This is a genomic window from Sphingopyxis sp. OPL5, assembly GCF_003797775.2.
Classification (GTDB): Bacteria; Pseudomonadota; Alphaproteobacteria; order Sphingomonadales; family Sphingomonadaceae; genus Sphingopyxis.
Map to the genome: position 1 here is coordinate 505,904 of NZ_CP060725.1, position 17,089 is coordinate 522,992.

20 protein-coding genes are annotated in these 17,089 nt (G+C 66.0%); 12 read left to right on the forward strand and 8 right to left on the reverse strand.

What is annotated here, in order from left to right:
- Nucleotides 1-240: 240 nt before the first annotated feature.
- The 4 genes from EEB18_RS02425 to EEB18_RS02440 all read left to right on the forward strand — a co-directional run bounded on the left by EEB18_RS02425 (nt 241) and on the right by EEB18_RS02440 (nt 2,846).
- The gene (locus EEB18_RS02425) at nt 241-987 is read left to right on the forward strand and encodes an HAD-IIB family hydrolase (protein ID WP_137892532.1); all 747 of its coding nucleotides are present in this window, start codon (nt 241-243) and stop codon (nt 985-987) included.
- A gap of 307 nt (nt 988-1,294) precedes the next feature.
- Entirely contained in the window at nt 1,295-1,438 is a 144-nt protein-coding gene (locus tag EEB18_RS02430) for a hypothetical protein (RefSeq protein ID WP_156377776.1), read from the forward strand.
- A gap of 112 nt (nt 1,439-1,550) precedes the next feature.
- Nucleotides 1,551-2,126 carry a DUF4142 domain-containing protein gene (locus tag EEB18_RS02435; protein ID WP_187140787.1) on the forward strand — a complete coding sequence of 192 codons (576 nt, stop codon included), beginning with the start codon at nt 1,551-1,553 and terminating at the stop codon, nt 2,124-2,126.
- Between the two features lie 141 nt (nt 2,127-2,267).
- Nucleotides 2,268-2,846, forward strand: coding sequence for a DUF1989 domain-containing protein (locus EEB18_RS02440; protein ID WP_056350133.1), 579 nt, complete (start codon nt 2,268-2,270; stop codon nt 2,844-2,846).
- 59 nt (nt 2,847-2,905) lie between these two features.
- Here EEB18_RS02440 and EEB18_RS02445 read toward each other — a convergent pair whose 3' ends face one another.
- From EEB18_RS02445 to EEB18_RS02480, 8 genes are all read right to left on the reverse strand, one after another.
- Entirely contained in the window at nt 2,906-3,241 is a 336-nt protein-coding gene (locus tag EEB18_RS02445; RefSeq protein ID WP_137892530.1) for a hypothetical protein, read from the reverse strand.
- Nucleotides 3,242-3,281: 40 nt separating this feature from the next.
- Nucleotides 3,282-4,064, reverse strand: a complete 783-nt coding sequence (locus tag EEB18_RS02450) for an SDR family NAD(P)-dependent oxidoreductase (protein WP_187140786.1) — start codon at nt 4,062-4,064, stop codon at nt 3,282-3,284.
- Nucleotides 4,057-5,274 carry a zinc-dependent alcohol dehydrogenase gene (locus EEB18_RS02455; protein ID WP_187140785.1) on the reverse strand — a complete coding sequence of 406 codons (1,218 nt, stop codon included), beginning with the start codon at nt 5,272-5,274 and terminating at the stop codon, nt 4,057-4,059. The genes EEB18_RS02450 and EEB18_RS02455 overlap by 8 nt, the downstream gene beginning before the upstream one ends.
- Before the next feature lie 38 nt (nt 5,275-5,312).
- Nucleotides 5,313-5,987 carry an SRPBCC family protein gene (locus EEB18_RS02460; protein ID WP_187140784.1) on the reverse strand — a complete coding sequence of 225 codons (675 nt, stop codon included), beginning with the start codon at nt 5,985-5,987 and terminating at the stop codon, nt 5,313-5,315.
- 228 nt (nt 5,988-6,215) lie between these two features.
- The gene (locus EEB18_RS02465) at nt 6,216-6,872 is read right to left on the reverse strand and encodes a DUF6766 family protein (RefSeq protein ID WP_187140783.1); all 657 of its coding nucleotides are present in this window, start codon (nt 6,870-6,872) and stop codon (nt 6,216-6,218) included.
- On the reverse strand, nt 6,853-7,530 hold the full coding sequence (locus EEB18_RS02470) for a PRC-barrel domain-containing protein (protein ID WP_316248984.1): 678 nt from the start codon (nt 7,528-7,530) through the stop codon (nt 6,853-6,855). Before EEB18_RS02470 ends, EEB18_RS02465 begins: the two co-directional genes overlap by 20 nt.
- A 198-nt stretch (nt 7,531-7,728) precedes the next feature.
- A complete protein-coding gene (locus tag EEB18_RS02475) occupies nt 7,729-7,926 on the reverse strand; it encodes a hypothetical protein (RefSeq protein WP_187140782.1) in 198 nt (65 codons plus the stop codon).
- On the reverse strand, nt 7,923-8,672 hold the full coding sequence (locus EEB18_RS02480; protein ID WP_187140781.1) for a Crp/Fnr family transcriptional regulator: 750 nt from the start codon (nt 8,670-8,672) through the stop codon (nt 7,923-7,925). The genes EEB18_RS02475 and EEB18_RS02480 overlap by 4 nt, the downstream gene beginning before the upstream one ends.
- 342 nt (nt 8,673-9,014) lie before the next feature.
- On the opposite strand from EEB18_RS02480, the gene EEB18_RS02485 reads away from it, so the two are divergent.
- The 8 genes from EEB18_RS02485 to EEB18_RS02520 all read left to right on the forward strand — a co-directional run bounded on the left by EEB18_RS02485 (nt 9,015) and on the right by EEB18_RS02520 (nt 17,082).
- Nucleotides 9,015-11,237: a catalase gene (locus EEB18_RS02485; RefSeq protein ID WP_187669065.1), complete on the forward strand. Its 2,223-nt coding sequence runs from the start codon at nt 9,015-9,017 to the stop codon at nt 11,235-11,237.
- Between the two features lie 26 nt (nt 11,238-11,263).
- Nucleotides 11,264-12,382, forward strand: a complete 1,119-nt coding sequence (locus tag EEB18_RS02490) for a glycosidase (protein ID WP_187140779.1) — start codon at nt 11,264-11,266, stop codon at nt 12,380-12,382.
- Nucleotides 12,375-14,597, forward strand: coding sequence for a hypothetical protein (locus EEB18_RS02495; protein WP_262408076.1), 2,223 nt, complete (start codon nt 12,375-12,377; stop codon nt 14,595-14,597). The genes EEB18_RS02490 and EEB18_RS02495 overlap by 8 nt, the downstream gene beginning before the upstream one ends.
- A 142-nt stretch (nt 14,598-14,739) precedes the next feature.
- Nucleotides 14,740-15,015, forward strand: a complete 276-nt coding sequence (locus tag EEB18_RS02500; protein ID WP_187669066.1) for a hypothetical protein — start codon at nt 14,740-14,742, stop codon at nt 15,013-15,015.
- A gap of 10 nt (nt 15,016-15,025) precedes the next feature.
- Nucleotides 15,026-15,349 (forward strand): hypothetical protein, encoded by a 324-nt coding sequence (locus tag EEB18_RS02505; RefSeq protein ID WP_187140777.1) that lies wholly within the window; start codon nt 15,026-15,028, stop codon nt 15,347-15,349.
- On the forward strand, nt 15,346-16,101 hold the full coding sequence (locus EEB18_RS02510) for an SDR family oxidoreductase (protein WP_187140776.1): 756 nt from the start codon (nt 15,346-15,348) through the stop codon (nt 16,099-16,101). The genes EEB18_RS02505 and EEB18_RS02510 overlap by 4 nt, the downstream gene beginning before the upstream one ends.
- A 20-nt stretch (nt 16,102-16,121) precedes the next feature.
- Nucleotides 16,122-16,700 carry a hemerythrin domain-containing protein gene (locus tag EEB18_RS02515; protein WP_187140775.1) on the forward strand — a complete coding sequence of 193 codons (579 nt, stop codon included), beginning with the start codon at nt 16,122-16,124 and terminating at the stop codon, nt 16,698-16,700.
- Between the two features lie 121 nt (nt 16,701-16,821).
- A complete protein-coding gene (locus EEB18_RS02520; RefSeq protein ID WP_054728047.1) occupies nt 16,822-17,082 on the forward strand; it encodes a DUF6894 family protein in 261 nt (86 codons plus the stop codon).
- The last annotated feature ends 7 nt before the right edge of the window (nt 17,083-17,089 follow it).

A 17,089-nucleotide genomic window follows, 5' to 3' on the forward strand; every position in this document is an offset into this window, starting at 1 on the left:
TCATCGAGACGCTAACGCCTCTAAAGCCGAACTCGTTGCCTTGGCCGTGCGGGGCTTCCGGGAAGCGGTCTGACGCCGCCGCCGCGGTCCCTCCATGCCGACGAGCGCTGCCCGCCATGCCGGCGCGGCTGCCCGCTCGAGCGAGGACCGAGGAAAATCCGGCAGGAACCTAGTCCGGCGTCGGGCGATTGTGAGGCTTTGCCGGCCGCGCGCCGGCGACAGCGAACAGAGGAGACAATCATGAAGAAACTCGTCGCCTTCGATCTCGATGGAACGCTGGCGGAAAGCAAGCAGCCGCTCGCCCCCGAAATGGGCGCGGCGATCGCGAAGCTCCTGGGCGTCGCCGAGGTCGCGGTGATTTCGGGAGGCGACTGGCCGCAGTTCGACAAGCAGGTCGCGAGCCGACTTCCGGCAAACGCCGATCGGGGCCGGCTCTGGCTGATGCCGACGACGGGCACGAAGCTTTTCGTCCACCGCGGCGGCGCCTGGACGCCGCTTTATGCCGAGCTGTTCAGCGACGAGGAAAAGGCGCGCATCCTCGCCGCCTTCGACGCGTCGCTCGAGGCGACGGGGTTCGTTCCCGAGGAAGTCTGGGGCGACCGCATCGAGGACCGCGGCAGCCAGATCACTTTCTCGGCGCTCGGCCAGCAGGCGCCGATCGCCGCCAAGGAAGTCTGGGATCCCGACTTCGCGAAGCGGCGGATCATCCAGGCGGATCTCGGCGAGCGGCTCCCGGGCCTGTCGATCAACATGGGCGGCGCGACTTCGATCGACGTCACGCGCGAGGGCGTCGACAAGGGCTATGGACTCAAGAAGCTGAGCGCCGAGAGCGGAATCGCGCTCGGCGACATGATCTTCATCGGCGACGCGATCTTTCCGGGCGGCAACGACTATCCGGCGAAGTTGCTAGGACTCGACACGGTGCGCGTGCGCGACCCCAGGGAAACGATCGCGGTGATCGAGACGATCGTCGCCTGCCTTGGTTGAAGGTGCGTCAGGCGACCGCGAGCCGCGCCGCGCGCCGGGCCCTTTTTGGCCGCACCGGCGCCGCGCCGCCGCCCTCCCGCACGCATGATGAGTCCGGCGAAGCCCCGAACGCGCCTGCCCGCCCCGCCCTGCCGCCACGGGCCGCGCCGTCGCGAAAGGCGGCCGGAACACGCACGGCGCCCCGGACCGCTGCCGCACGCCAAAAGCGTATAACTTCGATCAACCCAGCTCCTCTTTCACGCAACAAGCCGGACAGGCGCGGGGTTTCCGTATTGGCCCGCCTCGGGCCGCATGGAAAGGATGCGTCATGGCACAGAATGAGAAGAAAGACGGCAAGCAGCAGGGCAGCTCGTCCGGCAAGGGCAGCCAGCAGCAGCAGGACGGCGGCAAGAGCCAGTCGGGAGACGACAAGCAGTCGGGCAGCAAGGACCAGGGCAAACAGCGCAGCTGACCTTCGCCCCCGCTTTCCGGGTGAAAGACCGGGCCGCGCGCGCCGCGGCCCGGTCTTGCATGCGGAAAAGCCGCGAGGCCGAAGCGCAGAAGATCATTTGAGGAGAGACGAGATGAAGACATGGATTGGAGCCGCGGCGATCGCCGCGATCGTCGCGGGATGCGGCGGACCCGATACGCGCGACGAGGAGCAAGCCGCCGCGTCTGCTGACACGGCCGTTGTGGCACCCGAGCCCGGTCCGGCCGCCGCAACGCCGGCGCAAGCAGTCAGCACGGCCGATTATATCGCGCAGGCGGGTGCCGGCGACCTCTGGGAGATCGAATCGTCGAAAGCCCTGCTCGCCAAATCGAAAGATGCAAAGGTCAGGGCCTTTGCCGAGATGATGATCGACAATCACGGAAAATCGACCGCGAAAGTGAAGGCGGCCGCCGCGAGCGCCGGGGTCCAGGCGCCGGCACCGACACTTGCTCCCGACCAGGAGAAGATGCTGGCGGACATCAAGGCCGCCGATGCCGCGGGCATCGACAAAATCTATCTCGACCACCAGAAGACCGCGCATGGTGCGGCACTGGCGCTGCACCAAGGCTATGCTGCCTCGGGCGAGGCGGTCGCACTCAAGCAGGCGGCAGCAGAGATTGTGCCGGTGGTGGAAGCGCACCGAGCCGAACTCGGCAAGCTGGCCCCCTGACAGAGGCTCGGAACCGGCGTTTCAAAGCCGCCGCGCGATTAGCGCGGCGGCTTTCGCTCGCCGCATTTCGTCCTCCTCCCGGCAACCGCTTCATGACATCTTAGTTCATTCCCGCCGCACCTTCTCAGTTCAGGAGCATTCATGACCGACCGGATCGCGCCCCGCAGCGGCGTCGCCTTCACGCTTCCCAAGGACAAGATTCTCTGCGTGACCGACCCCGAGGGCGGCCAGGTCGGCGACCTTCTTGCGTTTCGTGCGGCGGATCCCCGCGAAGCGATCTCGAACGGGCGGACGTTCGACTATGAAGAGACGATCCGGCTGACGACCGGCAACCGCTTGTGGTCGAACCGGTCAAACGCGCTGCTCGAGATCGTCGAGGATAGCTGCGGGGTGCATGATTTTCTGCTGACGCCGTGCAGCGAGGCTACCTTTCGCCATTTCTACGCCGACAAGCCCGTTCATCGCGGCTGCTTCGGCAATCTGGCCGAAGCGCTCGAGCCATATGGGATTGCTGCCGACGCCATTCCCGTCGCGTTCAACCTGTTCATGAATGTGCCGGTCGGCAGCGACGGCAAGATCCGCGTCCTTCCGCCGACGACGAAGGCCGGTGACTTCATACGGCTTCGCGCGCTCGACGACCTGATCGTCGGGCTCACCGCCTGCTCGGCCTACGACAGCTGCGGCGGCAGCTTCAAGCCGATCGACTACCGGATCGAGTGAACGGCCGGGTACGGCGCTGCCAGAGCGATTGCGCCGCGCCGCCCGACCGCCGCGAGGGCCTAACGGCTCCCGCCAACCGGCGCGTCCGCTCCCTTGCCGGGCGGGGGCGTATCGGGTTCGGCAGCGCGCCCGCCGCCGCCTTGCGGATCGCTGTCATAATCCTCCGCATTGCCTTTGCCGCCGGCACCCGCGCCGCTTCCGCTGACCGGGCCGCTGCCGGTGCTGCGCCGATGGCCGCGGTTGGCGGCCCCCGATACGTCGCCGGCCTCGCGCTCGCCGGCGGGATAGCGCTCGGGCGTCGTCGTCCCGACATTCTCGCGGCGTTCCACAGGTTCTTGCGGCAGCGAGCCATCGCTGGCGGAGGCTCCACCCCTGCTGTCATTGCGATTGTTCATGATCGTCTCCTCTTCACCAAATGAGGCCGGATCGGCCAGATCAGTCTTGCTTCCCCGACCCCGGCTCGGCCAGTTTCCGGTGCATCTCGGCTGTCGCCGCTTCGCTGAGAACGCCCGAGGCCAGGACCTGTGCCTTGTTCTTGAGCCCGTGAACGACCGCATGCTCTCCTGCGAGGAGCGCATCCCATCCGGTTTTCGCCACATCGGCGGGATCGTCCTTTTCTGATTGCCCGACCTTCGTGTCGAGCATGCCGGCCCGCTCGAAAAAGCGCGTCTCGGTCGCGCCGGGTTTGAGACAGGTGATGGTGACGCCGCTGTCCTTCAATTCGTTGCCGATCGCCGCGGCGAAACTGTCGATGAAGGCCTTGGTGCCGTTATACACCGCCTGGAAGGAGCCGGCGAGATGACCGGCGATCGAGCCGGTGATCAGTACCTTGCCTTCGCCGCGCGCGACCATCGCCTTCAGGACCGGCTGGAGCAGCAACAGCGTGCCGGTGATATTGGTGTCGATGACGTGACGCCACGCGTCGACGGGCTGGTCGAGAAAGCCGCGCCCCAAGCCGTGACCCGCGTTGGCGACGAGAATGTCGATCGGCCTGCCGCCCGCCGCGGCGAGAAGACGTGCGACCCCGGCAGCGGTCGCGAGGTCGGCTTCGACCGCCTCGACCTCGACGCCCTTCGCAAGGAGGCCCGCGGCAGCATCGACGAGCGGCTCGTCGGCCGCGACGATGAGGTCGTAACCATCCTTCGCGGCGAGTAGGGCGATCTCGCGGCCGATACCGCTCGAGGCGCCGGTGACGATAGCGAGTTTGCGGTCAGGCATGTTCCATCTCCTGCCGGGCCGAGACGGCCCCCTTTGCGAGGCCGGGCTTGAGCACGATCTTCGTGTAGAGGTCCTGCTCGTCGTGCCAGTGCCGGTACATCTCGGCGGCGTCCTCAAGCGATGCGTGGTGCGAAATGAGCGAGACGGTGTCGAACTTGCCGGCCTGGATCATGTCAAGAAGCTCGCCCGAATAGCGCTGGACATGCGTCTGTCCGCTCTTGACGGTGAGGCCCTTCTCCATGAGCTGACCGAGCGGGAATTTGTCGGCGAAACCGCCATAAACCCCGGGAATCGAAAGGCGGCCACCCTTGCGGCATGCAAGGATCGCCTGGCGCAAGGCGTGGATGCGCTCGGTTGACGAGAGCAGTTTGACCTTCACCTGGTCGAGGATGTTGTCGACCGTGAACCCGTGGCTCTCCATGCCGACGCAGTCGATGCAGGCGTCGGGCCCGATCCCACCAGTCATTTCGGCGAGCGCCTCGCGGACATCGACCTTCGTATAGTCGAGGATCTCTGCGCCATATTTCTTCGCGAGCGCGAGGCGCGTCGGAAAGTGATCGATCGCAATCACGCGCCCGGCGCCGAGCAGCAGCGCCGACTGGATCGTGAACAGGCCGACGGGGCCGCAGCCCCACACCGCGACGGTGTCGCCGGGCTCGATATCGGCGTTGACCGCCGCCTGCCAGCCCGTCGGCAAAATGTCCGAGAGGAAGAGCACGTCGTCGTCGGCAAGGCCGTCGGGAATGACCACCGGCCCGACATCCGAATAGGGAATGCGGACATATTCGGCCTGTCCGCCGGCATATCCGCCGGTAAGGTGCGCATAGCCGAACGCCCCGCCCATCGCATGACCCATCATCAGCTCGGATACATCGCGCGTCTCGGACGGGTTGCTGTTGTCGCAGGCGCTATATTGCTGCTTCTCGCAGAAGAAGCATTGCCCGCAGCTGATCGTGAAAGGCACGACGACGCGCTGGCCCCGATGCAGCGTCGAGGATGCGCCGGTCTCGACCACTTCACCCATGAATTCGTGGCCGACGATATCGCCCGCGCGCATGCCCGGAATATAGCCGTCGTAAAGATGAAGGTCCGAGCCGCAGATCGCGGTCGAGGTCACGCGGATGATCGCATCGCGCGGGTTGACGATTTCGGGATCGGGAACGGTTTCGACGCTGATCTTGTGGCGTCCCTGCCAGGTAACGGCGCGCATGGCCTTCTCCTTGATGTGATTGTGCTACGGCTCGGCGTTCAGATGTGCGGCTCGGCAGGGCTCTCGGCGCCTCGCGCGGAGGGCGAGGCATTGCTCGTCACTTCGCCCGTTTCCATAAGCTGCTTGAAACGGTGAAGGTCGCGCCGCGCCTGCACTTCGGGCTCGCGCTGAAGGAGCTTGGCGGCGAGGCGCCCGACCTTCCCCGCGGGCGGGTCATAGGCGAGGATCAGGCTTACGTAGGTGCCTCGCCCCGCCGGCGCGTCGGTGAAGCGTACCTCGCCGCTGTTCGCGATGTCGGAGGCGGGCGTGCTTTGCCAATAGATCGATGTGTCCTCGACGCGCTCGGTGATGCGGTTGACCAGTGTCACTTCGCGGTCGGCGGGCGCCTTGATCGTCCACTGCGAGACATCGTCGCCGAGGTCGTCGACCGCGACCACATTCTCCATGAAGTCAGGAAAGCGTTCGGGCGTCCATGCCGCGTAGAGCTCGGCACGGGGGCGATTGATCAGCACCGACTTGCCGAACATCGCGCGGGAGGAGGCTTTGTCGAGCGTCCAATGCGGCGCGTCGGTCGCGATTGTTTCTTCTTGCCCTCGGCTCTCGCGGTGCCGACGGCGCTGCCAGAGCGCCGCGCCGGTTGCGAGCACGGCGATGCCCGCGCCAGCGGCGGCGAGAATCAGCGGATCGGGAAGGTCATTCTTGGATCTGGACATGGATCATCTCCCGCCCGGGCAGAGGCCGGGCGTCATCTGGGGAGCGTCGGCGGGGCCGGCGCCGGTCGGGGGAAGCGGCCCCGGCTTCGGGGCGATGAACGACTGACGCCCGTCCGCTGCGATCGTTCCGGGGTTCGAGGATTAAATCGGCGCTCCGAGCGCCCAGTGAGACAGGCACCGGGGCAGCGGGGCCGTAACACCCACGCCGGTTCGCTGGGCCATTCGCCGTCACGATCCCGTCTCCGCATGCGGGGCGGCGACAGGCTTCGATTCGGGCGACTCTTTCTGACGAAGGAAGATCGACAAGAGCACGAGAACGGCGGTCGACAGAAATTCGCTCTGCCAATTCTGGAAGGATTCGAACCAGAGGCCGGGGTCGCCGAGATAGGCGAAGGTGGAAAGGGCGACTTCGCCATGCTCGCGCGCGTCCTCGGCGGCCGCGCGCGCGCTCTGCGTCCAGTGGAGGATGAAGGAGGCAAGAAACAGCATCGCGAGCACCAGCCCCAGCGAGCGGGCATAAAGAGCGCGCGCGAGACGCCCCTTGCGCAGCACCGCAGGTGCACCGGGCTTGCGCGCCTGCGCGGCAAGATCGGCCTCGCGCAGGGGCGCGTCGGGACCCCGCGATTCCGACGAGCCGCGCTGAACGAGCATCGCCGTCAGCACGACATAGGCCGACATCTGGAGAAACTCGCTCTCCCAGTTTTCGAACACCGAGGACAGGAATTGCGGACTGCCGCCATAGGCCCAGAGCGAGAGACCGGGCTGATGGTGCCGCGCAACGTCCGCGAGCGCGACGTGCCACCCCGTTACCCAGTGGCCGACGATCGACGCTGCGAACAGCAGCAGAAGCACGATGGTGAGACCATTATCCTTGAGCCGCGTCATGAGCCCCTTCCTTTCCGGCGCCCCGCGGCGCCTCGCCCGCCGCCGCCGCTGCGGGGGCGAGCGACGCTCCCACGGCCACCTGTCCGCGTGGGGGCCGCGCAGGCCAGGCGGCGCCGTCGAGCGTCTCGCGCATCTCATATTCCGCAGCGCTCATCAGCAGCACGAGCCCGTCGGCATGACAGTCGAGCATCGTCGCCGGCACTGCGCGGAGCGTCTCGTCGATGCCGCCGAGCCCGCCGCTGGCGACGACGACATAAGAGAGGCAGCCGCTTTCGCATTCGATCATCGCATCGACGGTCTGGCCGATCTTCTCGCCGCGGATGTCGCTTACCGGAAGACCGCCTAACGCGCTGGCGGCGAAGAGCGCCGGCGAGGCGGCGAGCCGGCTTCGGTTCGCGGCGCGCCGCGCGCCATCCTCATAGCCGCGCTGGCGGCCGAGCCATCGCCATATTCCGACGAGATTGACGAGCGTCAGGAACAGGTTCGTCGCAAGAAGATTGGTCTGGCCCGATGTGAACCCGACGACCGACCAGGCGAGCGAGCCCAAAGTGAACACGACGAAGCCCGAGCCGGTCACGCGCGCGCCGAGATTGGCTGCCGTCATCATCGCCGCGATCATCGTCGCGGCAGGCGCAATCAGTCCGGCGGCCTCTTCCACGTGCGGCTTCTCCTCGGTCGGCAGCGCCCGCTGGCGCCGCTCCCGGGCAGAACCCGCCGCCGTATCACCGCGTTCCCCCAGACGGCGGCGATGCAACATCGATCAATGCGTTTATCGGCGCCGCGCGCTGTGGGTCGGCTCCCTGGCGCCAAATCGGCGACGGCCGCCGCCCCCGTACGGGCGCGATCAGGCGATCCTTCAGGACCGCCTGGCCGCGAGCTGGTCTTCCGCGCGCCTCGCCGCCTCGATGAGGCTTTCGCCGGTACTGCGCGCCGCCGCTGCGGTCATCGTCAACGCGACACCGTCGGGGCCATCGAGGAGAACGAGGCCATCTTCGGCGGTGGCGATCCCCGCTTCCGTCTCGGGCGGCGGGGGCGAAGATAATTCATCGGTCATCGGCGGGGCCTCTGGTCTGGGGGCGGCGGAGATTCGGGATCGTCGATATAGAGATAGGCGGCATCGAACTGGCCGCGCCGCGCGAGCTTCGCGGCATCGAGAATCTCGACCTTGCCGTTGCGGAAAGTGCAAAGCCCTTCCTCGCGAAGATGACGCACCACCCGGTTCACATGCACAGTCGTGAGGCCGCAGATCTCGGCGACATCGGCCTGCGTCAGCCCGAGCGTGAACTGGCGCCCGTCGCTCAGCCCCGCCGACTGGAGACGCACATTGGTTTCGCAGAAGAAATGCGCGACGCGCCCGATGGCGTCGAGGCGGCCAAGCCGGAAGAGCCAGGCGCGGTGGATCGCGGCGTCGAGCAAGGTCGCAAACCAGAGCTTGCGCGTCAGCTCAGGCATTTCCTCGGTGATCGCGTCGAGCTCGATATGCGGGACGATCGCGATCGTCGCCGGGGTCATCGTACCGACATCATGGTCGAGGTGTTTCAGCGGGTAGGCGTGGAGGTCGACGAAGTCGCCGGGCAGGTGAATCGCGACAAGCTGGCGGAGACCGTTCCGGTCATCGAGGTAACGCGACATGATGCCCTCGACGAGCAGCGTGCTCTGGTCGAGCCGCTCGCCAGCGCGCGCGATGATCTTGCGGGCATCGACCGTCATTGTCGTGCTGATGGAGGCCTCGAGACGCGCGCGCTCGCCAGCCTCGAGGCTTACCCCGCGACGGTCTCTCAAGAAGCGATCGGTTAACATCACTGACGTTCCCTGTTTCGTCCGAAATGCATGAGCGGGCCTGCTCGACTTCGAAAATTCCGAAAGCCCAGCAACCCCTCACAAGGGAAGCGGAATCGTCATGATCGAGGTTAATTGCAAACCCGGTGCAGCAACTTTCAAAGCGCAAACTCGTTCCATCGCCGGGTCCGGAGGGCGTGCTTGCACGCCCGCGGACCGCGTTCCGCCCAACTGCTGCGCCCCTTCAGACAAAGCGAGATCCGCCATGGCCAAATCCCCCACCTCCCCGCACCCACCCGTCCGGGCGCTAAAAAGCCCAAGCCCGGCCGCGGCCAGAGCGCCGCTGCGATCGCGGGCAAGGACATGGGCGGCGAGTCGGTGCGAAAAGCGCCAGTCTTTCCAGCGGACGCTCCGATCGCAGCGAGTTTTGGCGAGGATCGTGGCACCGGCGGCGAGACGCATCAGGCGGCCGCCGGCCATGCGCCGCTCACCACCCAGCATGGCGTGCCGGTCGCCGACGACCAGAACAGCCTCAAGCAGGGCGCGCGCGGCCCGACGCTGCTCGAGGATTTCCATTTCCGCGAGAAAATCTTTCACTTCGACCATGAGCGCATCCCCGAGCGCGTTGTTCATGCGCGCGGCTATGGCGCGCACGGCTATTTCGAGCTCACCGACAGCCTCGCCGACGTCAGCCGCGCCGACATCTTCCAGCGCGTCGGCGAGCGCACGCCCGCCTTCGTGCGCTTCTCGACCGTCGCGGGTTCCAAAGGCTCGTTCGACCTCGCGCGCGACGTGCGCGGCTTCGCGGTGAAGCTCTACACCAAGGAAGGCAATTGGGACCTGGTCGGCAACAATATCCCGGTCTTCTTCATCCAGGATGCGATGAAATTCCCCGACCTTGTGCATTCGGTGAAGCCCGAGCCCGACCGCGCCTTCCCGCAGGCGGCGTCGGCGCACGACAATTTCTGGGATTTCGTGAGCCTGATGCCCGAGAGCTTCCACATGATCATGTGGGTCATGTCGGACCGCGCGATCCCCCGCTCGTTCCGCACGATGGAGGGCTTCGGCGTCCACACCTTCCGCCTCGTCGACGCCAAGGGCAAGTCCACCTTCGTCAAATTCCACTGGAAGCCCAAGCAGGGGCTCCAGTCGGTGGTGTGGAACGAGGCGGTCAAGATCAATGGCGCCGACCCCGATTTCCATCGCCGCGACCTCTGGGATGCGATCAACAGCGGCGATTTTCCCGAATGGGAACTCGGCGTTCAGCTGTTCGACGACGCCTTTGCGGACAAGTTCGAATTCGACGTGCTCGATGCGACCAAACTCATCCCCGAGGAGCAGGTGCCGATCCGCACCGTCGGCCGTCTCGTTCTCGACCGCGTCGTCGACAATTTCTTCGCTGAGACCGAGCAGGTCGCCTTCTGCACGCAGAATATCGTCCCCGGCATCGATTTCTCGAACGATCCGCTGCTGCAGGGCCGCAATTTCTCCTATCTCGACACGCAGATCAAAAGGCTCGGCGGCCCGAACTTCACCCATATCCCGATCAATGCGCCCAAATGCCCGATGGCGCATTTCCAGCAGGACGGTCATATGGCGATGCGAAACCCCGTCGGCCGCGCCAATTACGAGCCGAACAGCTGGGGACCGACGGAAGGCGGCCCGCGCGAGGATCCCGCGCGCGGCTTTGCGAGCTTCGCCGAAGAGGCCGAAGGCGCCAAGCGCCGCATCCGCCCCGAGAGCTTCGCCGACCACTACAGCCAGGCGCGGCAATTCTTCGTGAGCCAGACCCCGATCGAGCAGAAGCATATCGGCGACGCGCTTGTTTTCGAGCTGTCGAAGGTCGAACGCCCCGATATTCGCGCCCGCACCGTATCGCATCTCCTCCATATCGACCGCGGCCTCGCAGCCACGGTGGCCGATGGCCTGGGGCTGCCGCTTCCGGCGCCCGCCAAGGCCGCAAAAAAGCCCCTCGCCGACCTTCCCCCTTCCCGGCCGCTCAGTATCCTGCTCAACGGCCCGGCGAGCTTCGCCGGACGCAAGCTCGGAATCCTCGCGACCGACGGCGCGGATGCGCGGCTCTTCAAGGCGCTGACCAAGGCGGTCGACGCCGCCGGCGCTGTCTGGGAACTCGTTGCACCGAAGATTGGCGGGATCACGCTCTCGGACGGCACGAGCGTCGCGGGCCGGCACAAGATCGACGGCGGGCCGTCCGTCCTGTTCGACGCGGTCGCGCTTCTCCCGAGCGACGATGGGGCGGCGCTGCTCGCAGGCGATGCGGCGGCGAAGGACTTCGTCAGCGACGCCTTCGCGCATTGCAAATTTATCGGGCATGGCGCCGAAGCGGCGCCGCTCTTCGCAGCCGCCGGCCTCGCCGACAAGCTCGACGAGGCCTGCATCGCGCTGGCCAAACCGGGCGATGTCACCGCCTTCCTCGATGCCTGCGTGGCGCTTCGGCACTGGCCGCGTGAAGCCGGCGTAGACCTCGACGCAAAAGGCGGAACGAAGGAGGCGGCCGAGACATCGGCATCGCGCAAGGCGGTATCCGCTCCGGCAGCGAAACCGGCTTCCAAGCCGGCACGCTGACCGACCGCAGCGAAGGAGCGGTGCCCATGCAATTCGCGACCGATCGGCTGGTCTTCGGCCCCGACGATGTCGATCTGTCGCGCTCGCCGCTCGCGGGCCACCTCGGCCGCGAGACCTATGTGCTCGGGGCCTTGAACCCGGGCCTGCTGCGCCTCGCCTCGGGCAATCTCCTGATGATGGTGCGCGTCGCCGAGGCGCTCCGGGCCCCGATCGAGGATGGTCATGTCCATTCGATCCGGTGGGAGGCTGGGCGCTACAAGGTCGATAGCTGGCCGCTCGAGCTTTGCGATACGTCGGATCCCAGAAAGTTCATTGTGCACGGCGCTAGCTGGCGGGTCATGGCACTAACCTCGCTTTCGTGGCTGCTTCCCGTCGAGCTCTCGCCCGACGGGCTCCAGATCGTTGCCGTCCATTACGACAAGGCGGTCGATCCGGGCGCGGATTTCCAATGCTATGGCGTCGAGGACGCGCGCATCAGCCGGGTCGGAAGGCGCTGGCTGATGACCACCTGTTCGGTGAGCCCCGAGCGCCACTCGACGACGCTCTACAGTTCGGCGAACGGCCTCGACTGGGTCTTCGAGGGGATCGTTCTCGATCATCAGAACAAGGACATGCTGATCTTCGAGGGCCTGATCGACGGCCGCTACTGGGCGCAGACGCGGCCGCTCGGCGATCTCTATTTCGCCTATCCGCCGGGATCGAAGTGGCGCGCGGGGCCCTCGATCAACCTCGCGACCTCGCCCGATGCGCTGCACTGGAAGCCTCATGAGGCCCCCGGTATCCGTCCGCATGCCGACACGGTGGCGACCGCGCGCATCGGCGGCGGCACCCCGCCGATCCGCACCGACGCGGGATGGCTCACGCTCTGGCATGGGGTCGAGCCGAAAGAAATCGTCGGCATTTACCGCACCTACTGGTCGCTCCTCGATCTCGACGATCCCTCGGTCGTCCTCCGCACCGATCACCGGCCGCTCATCGAGGCGAACCCCGAGCTTACGCGTCCGCTCGAAGACAAGCTCTATATACGCGATGTCGTCTTCACGACGGGCATCGCCGACGGCGGCGATCATTATGTCGTCGCGTCGGGGGAAGCCGATCTTGCCTGCCGGATCACCCATGTCCCCAAGGCCTGTTTCGGTGACTGACCAGCGCGTGGAGACGCGCCGCGACATGCCGCTGACGCCCGATCTCGTTCGCGTTCGCGGCGAGCTCGCGGCCGCCACTCCGATCGTCTCGCAGAGGATCGACGACCTCTCCGTCGAACTTGCTGCGGGCGGCGAAGCGCTCTGGCTGTTCGTCCGGCGCGCCGACAGAGGCGGCGTCGCCCTGCGCGCGGCCTCGTGGCCCGGCGCAGCGAAGGTCCGCCGCGTCAAGCGCGCGGGCGGCGAGCTCGCCCGCGTGCATGTCGACAGTGCGATCGGTGCGCATGAGGTCGCACTCGAGGCGCGACCCGGGCCGCTCCCCTGCCTCCGCCTTGTCTCGACACTCTGCCCCTCGGCGCCGCTGCTCCTTCCGCCGGGAGCGCGCGATCTCTTTCCGTTCGACGCTCAGGACGATCCGATGGGGACCCGCGGCACCGTCGAGGCGGTGCAACGCGGTCTCAACGCCGGGCTCCTCTATGGCGAACTTACCGACCCCGCCTTCGGTACCTTTTTCTATTTCCAGGATTTCACCGCGCTCAATCCCTATTTCCAGGCGACTGGCACCAATCCGGATGCCGCGGTGGGAGGCATCTGGCCGGGGCTGGGCTTCCGCCTTCCCGGCCAGACGCTCCACACTGCCGACGAAGCCGCACCGCTGGCGCCCGGGATCTCTTATACGCTGGGCGATGCGAGGCTCGTCGTCCGCGACGGCTCTCCGGCAGACGAGCGCGACAGCGCGCGGCGATTTCTCCAGATGCTGGGCGCCGTCTATCGCTCGCTCTCCCTGCCGCCGACCGAATACCGCGACTGGCGGCAGAGGGCCGCGCGGACGGCGCGGCACCTCGGCGCCGCGCCGGAGGCGACCGTGCGCCATTATGGTCATCGGTACGTGCACCCTTATACGGATGCCGAATATCCGGACGCCATGGTCCAGATGTCGATCGTGCAGGCGCTGCACGACTGGGGGAAATGGCGCGGCGAGGTTCATCCCCTCGAGGATGAGTTCAAGGCCGGCCTCGGCAAATTTTACGATCCGAAGCTCGAGACGCTGCGCCGCTATCTGCCCAATGTCGGTGACGACAAGGATGCCGACGCCGTCGACAGCTGGTATCTCTACCACCCGCTGCTGAACCTCGGAAAACTCGCTCTCGATGGCGACGCGAAGGCGCGGCGGCTGTTTCTGAAATCGCTTCCTTATGCGATCCGCGCAGCGCGGCATTTCGCTTACAAATGGCCGATCCAGTACAAGGTCACCGATTTCTCGGTTATCACCGAAACCGCCGGAGCCGACGGGCGCGGCCAGACCGATGTCGGCGGCATCTATGCCTGGGTGATGCTCGAGGCTTTCGAGCTCACCGACGAGAAGCTGTATCTCGACGAGGCATGCGCCGCGATCGACACCGCGGTCGGTCTGGGTTTCGACATCAATTATCAAGCCAACCTCACCGCCTGGGGGGCGGCCGCCTGCATGCGACTGTGGCGGGTCACGGGCCGCGACACGTACCGTGAGCAGGGCTATGTCTATCTCGCGAGCTTCTTTCATCACACCGAAATCTGGGAAAGCGAGATCGGCCTCGCCGTCCACCACCGCAACTTTCTGGGCGCAACCTGTCTGCAGGACGCACCCTATATGGCGATCTACGAATGTTTCGACAGCTTCGCCGCTTTCGAACATTATCTTGCCGACAGCGGACCCGACCTCGAGCCTGCGGCCCGCATGCTGATTTCGGAATATTGCCGCTATGCGCTTGATCGGGCCTGGTATTATTATCCCGACGCGCTGCCCGCCGAGGCCGTCTCAGACGAACAGCGCCCCGGTAACGGACGCATCGACCCCGCCCTCTCCTTCCCCGTCGAGGATCTTTATGCCGACGGTCAACCCGCCGGGCAGGTGGGGCAGGAAATCTACGGCGCCGGGGCCGCGTTCATCTTCGCGACCCGCGCCTTCCACCGCGTCGACGGCGCGCCGTTCGACCTTTATTGCGATCATTTCGTCCGTGCCCTCGAGCGCATGGCGCCAGCGCGGCTCTCGCTTCGCCTCGACGGCGGTGAAGGCTGCACGGCCCGGCTCAGCTTCGTCCGGAAAAGCCGGGGCGAGCTTCCCGCGATACGCGTCGCCGCGGCAGACGGCGATGCGATCCGGCCCGACGGGAACAGCGGCGACCGCCTCGATTTCCTCGTTCCGGCGAATGGCAGCCTCCTTCTCAGCTGGAAGTGAGGCGTCCGCCACGCGCGCCCGGTACAAACAGCGCAACATTTGTTAATCGGAGCGGCGCCGCGGCAACTTTGAGGCCGCCCCCCCGTTGCCCTTTCAGCCTCCCGGATTTTCTCTCAAGCTGGAGACAGACATGGCACACGCAATGACGGCGCCCCGCCGCTCGTCGGGGTTCGGAAAAATTCTCGGTATCGGCGTCCTCGGGGCGCTCTTCTGGTTCACGCGCAAGCATGCGCCCGCCGATGCGAAGGACGACGGCCATTCGGCCGCCTTCGCCGACGGCGAGACGCATGCCGAAAATTTCGATCAGACCCGCTCGGCGGGACCGGAAGGCATGCGCGACGAGGTCCGGCGCGAATGGGACCGCGTCGACCAGGCCGCCGACGAATCCTTCCCGAGCAGCGATCCGCCAGCTTACTGAGGGGCTGACGATGAACGCTCCCGTCACCGACCAAGTCGCGGCAGTAACATCGGACGGCCCGGCGCCCGCACGCAAGCCGACGCTCATGCTGCACTATGACGAAGATCATATCGGCCTCAAGAAGCGCCTCCTCTTCGAGGCGGCGAGCCCCGCAAGCGCGCTCGATATCGCCGCCGGCGAAGCGGCAGGCCGCTCCGCACGGCTGTTCGTCGACGGCGCGCCGCTCTGCAGCCTGCTCAAGGCCGACGATGACAATCCCTACTGGGTCGTCGCCGCGCCGACAGCGCGAACGAGAGCCGATCCCGTCTCCGCGTCCTTCGAGGAAAAGCCATGATCGATGAAGCAGACGCGCACACCGAGGCCCCCGACATCAAGGGCCGGCGGGCGATCATAACCGGGGGCACGACCGGGATCGGCCGCGCGATCGCGGTCCTCCTCGCAAGCTACGGCGTGAAGGTGTTCATCTGCGGCCGTACCCCCGAACATCTGGAGGATGCCCTGCAGCGCATCCGCGAAGTGGGCGAAGGCGACGGGATCAACGTCGATCTTTCAATGGCGGAAGATGTCGACCGGTTTTTCGAGGCAGCGCGAGACTTTCTCGGCGAAATCGACATCGCGGTGATCAACGCCGCCGTCCCGGCGGCGGCGCTTGCCGACGCAGGCGAGAGTGAGGCGCGCTACCAGCTCGAGACCGACTTCACCGCCTATCTCGTCTGCGCCCAGGAAGCGGCGCGCTGCATGTCGGCGGGCAGCGACATCATCGTGATCGGATCGATGACCGCGGTGTCGCGCGGTCCGGGCAGCTCGATCTACGTCGCGGCGAAAAGCGGCATACAGGGCTTCGTCCAGTCGTTCCGCAAGGAGCTGGCGGAGCAGGATATCAAGGTCGGACTGATCGAGCCCGGGTTTACTGGTGCCGACTTCCAATATCCCGAATTCCCGCCCGAGAAGCAGAAGGACCTGATCGGCAAGCATCAGATGCTTCGCGCCGAGGACATCGCTGTCGCGGCCCACTTCATGCTCGTTCAGCCGCGACGCACGGCGGTATCGCTCATCCGCGTCGAGACCCGCCTCGACCATCCCTGACCTTTCGAAGGAGCCTTCCCATGTCCCTCAACATTTTCGCCAACGCGCGCCAGCCGCTGGGCAACCCGGCCTTCCTCTTTGGTGCAGCCGCGGCGGGATTTGCCGTCGGCCTCGTCGCCAATCTCGGCCGCAAGGCCGCGGTGCAGAGCCTCACCGCGCTCAAGGAACAATGGGACGAGGGCCTGAGGGCCGAACATCGGTTGACGATGAAACTCTTCGACGCGCTCGAAGCAACCGACGAGAGCGACGTCAAAAGGCGCAAGACGCTGCTCGTCCAGCTCCAGCACGCGCTCGCGAAACATGCCTTCGAGGAAGAGAATGTCGTCTATCCGGCGATGCGCGACCATGGCCAGATCGAGGAAGCCGACAAGCTCGTTCACGACCATGGCTATGTGAAGCAATATCTTTTCGACCTCTCGGAAATGGACCCCACCGACCCCGCCTGGATCGCCAAGGTCCGCGAATTTCGCAGCCAGATCGAGGCGCATGTCGAGGAAGAGGAACAGCGCCTTTTCCCTCGCCTCAGGGCTGCGCTCGGCGACGACGGCAACAAACATGTGACCGCGGTGATGAACAAGGCTGGATTTGCCGCCGCCTGAGCGCCATAGGCGGGAATGAGGCCCGCCCGATCGGCATGTGTCGTGGTGCAGTGACGAAGGGGCGGTGGCCGGATCGAAACCCTAGGCAGACTTGTGAGTTGCCGAAGGTGGGAGAAGTTGGATGCCCCGTTATTATTTCCACAGCAGCAGCGGCCAGCGCGAGCTCGACGACGAAGGCGTCGATCTGCCCGACACGGCCGCAGCAAGGGTCGAGGCGGCCCGCTATGCGGGGCACCTCCTCGGCGACAATCCCGAACTCATCAACGATGTCGATACGCTCCGGATCGAGGTGACCGACGAGGATGGCTGCCTATGTTGCGCCGTGCTCGTCGCATCGGTCGATGCCAGGCGGAAGATCGAGCGTCCCGCGCCCTTTAAATAGGGCGCCC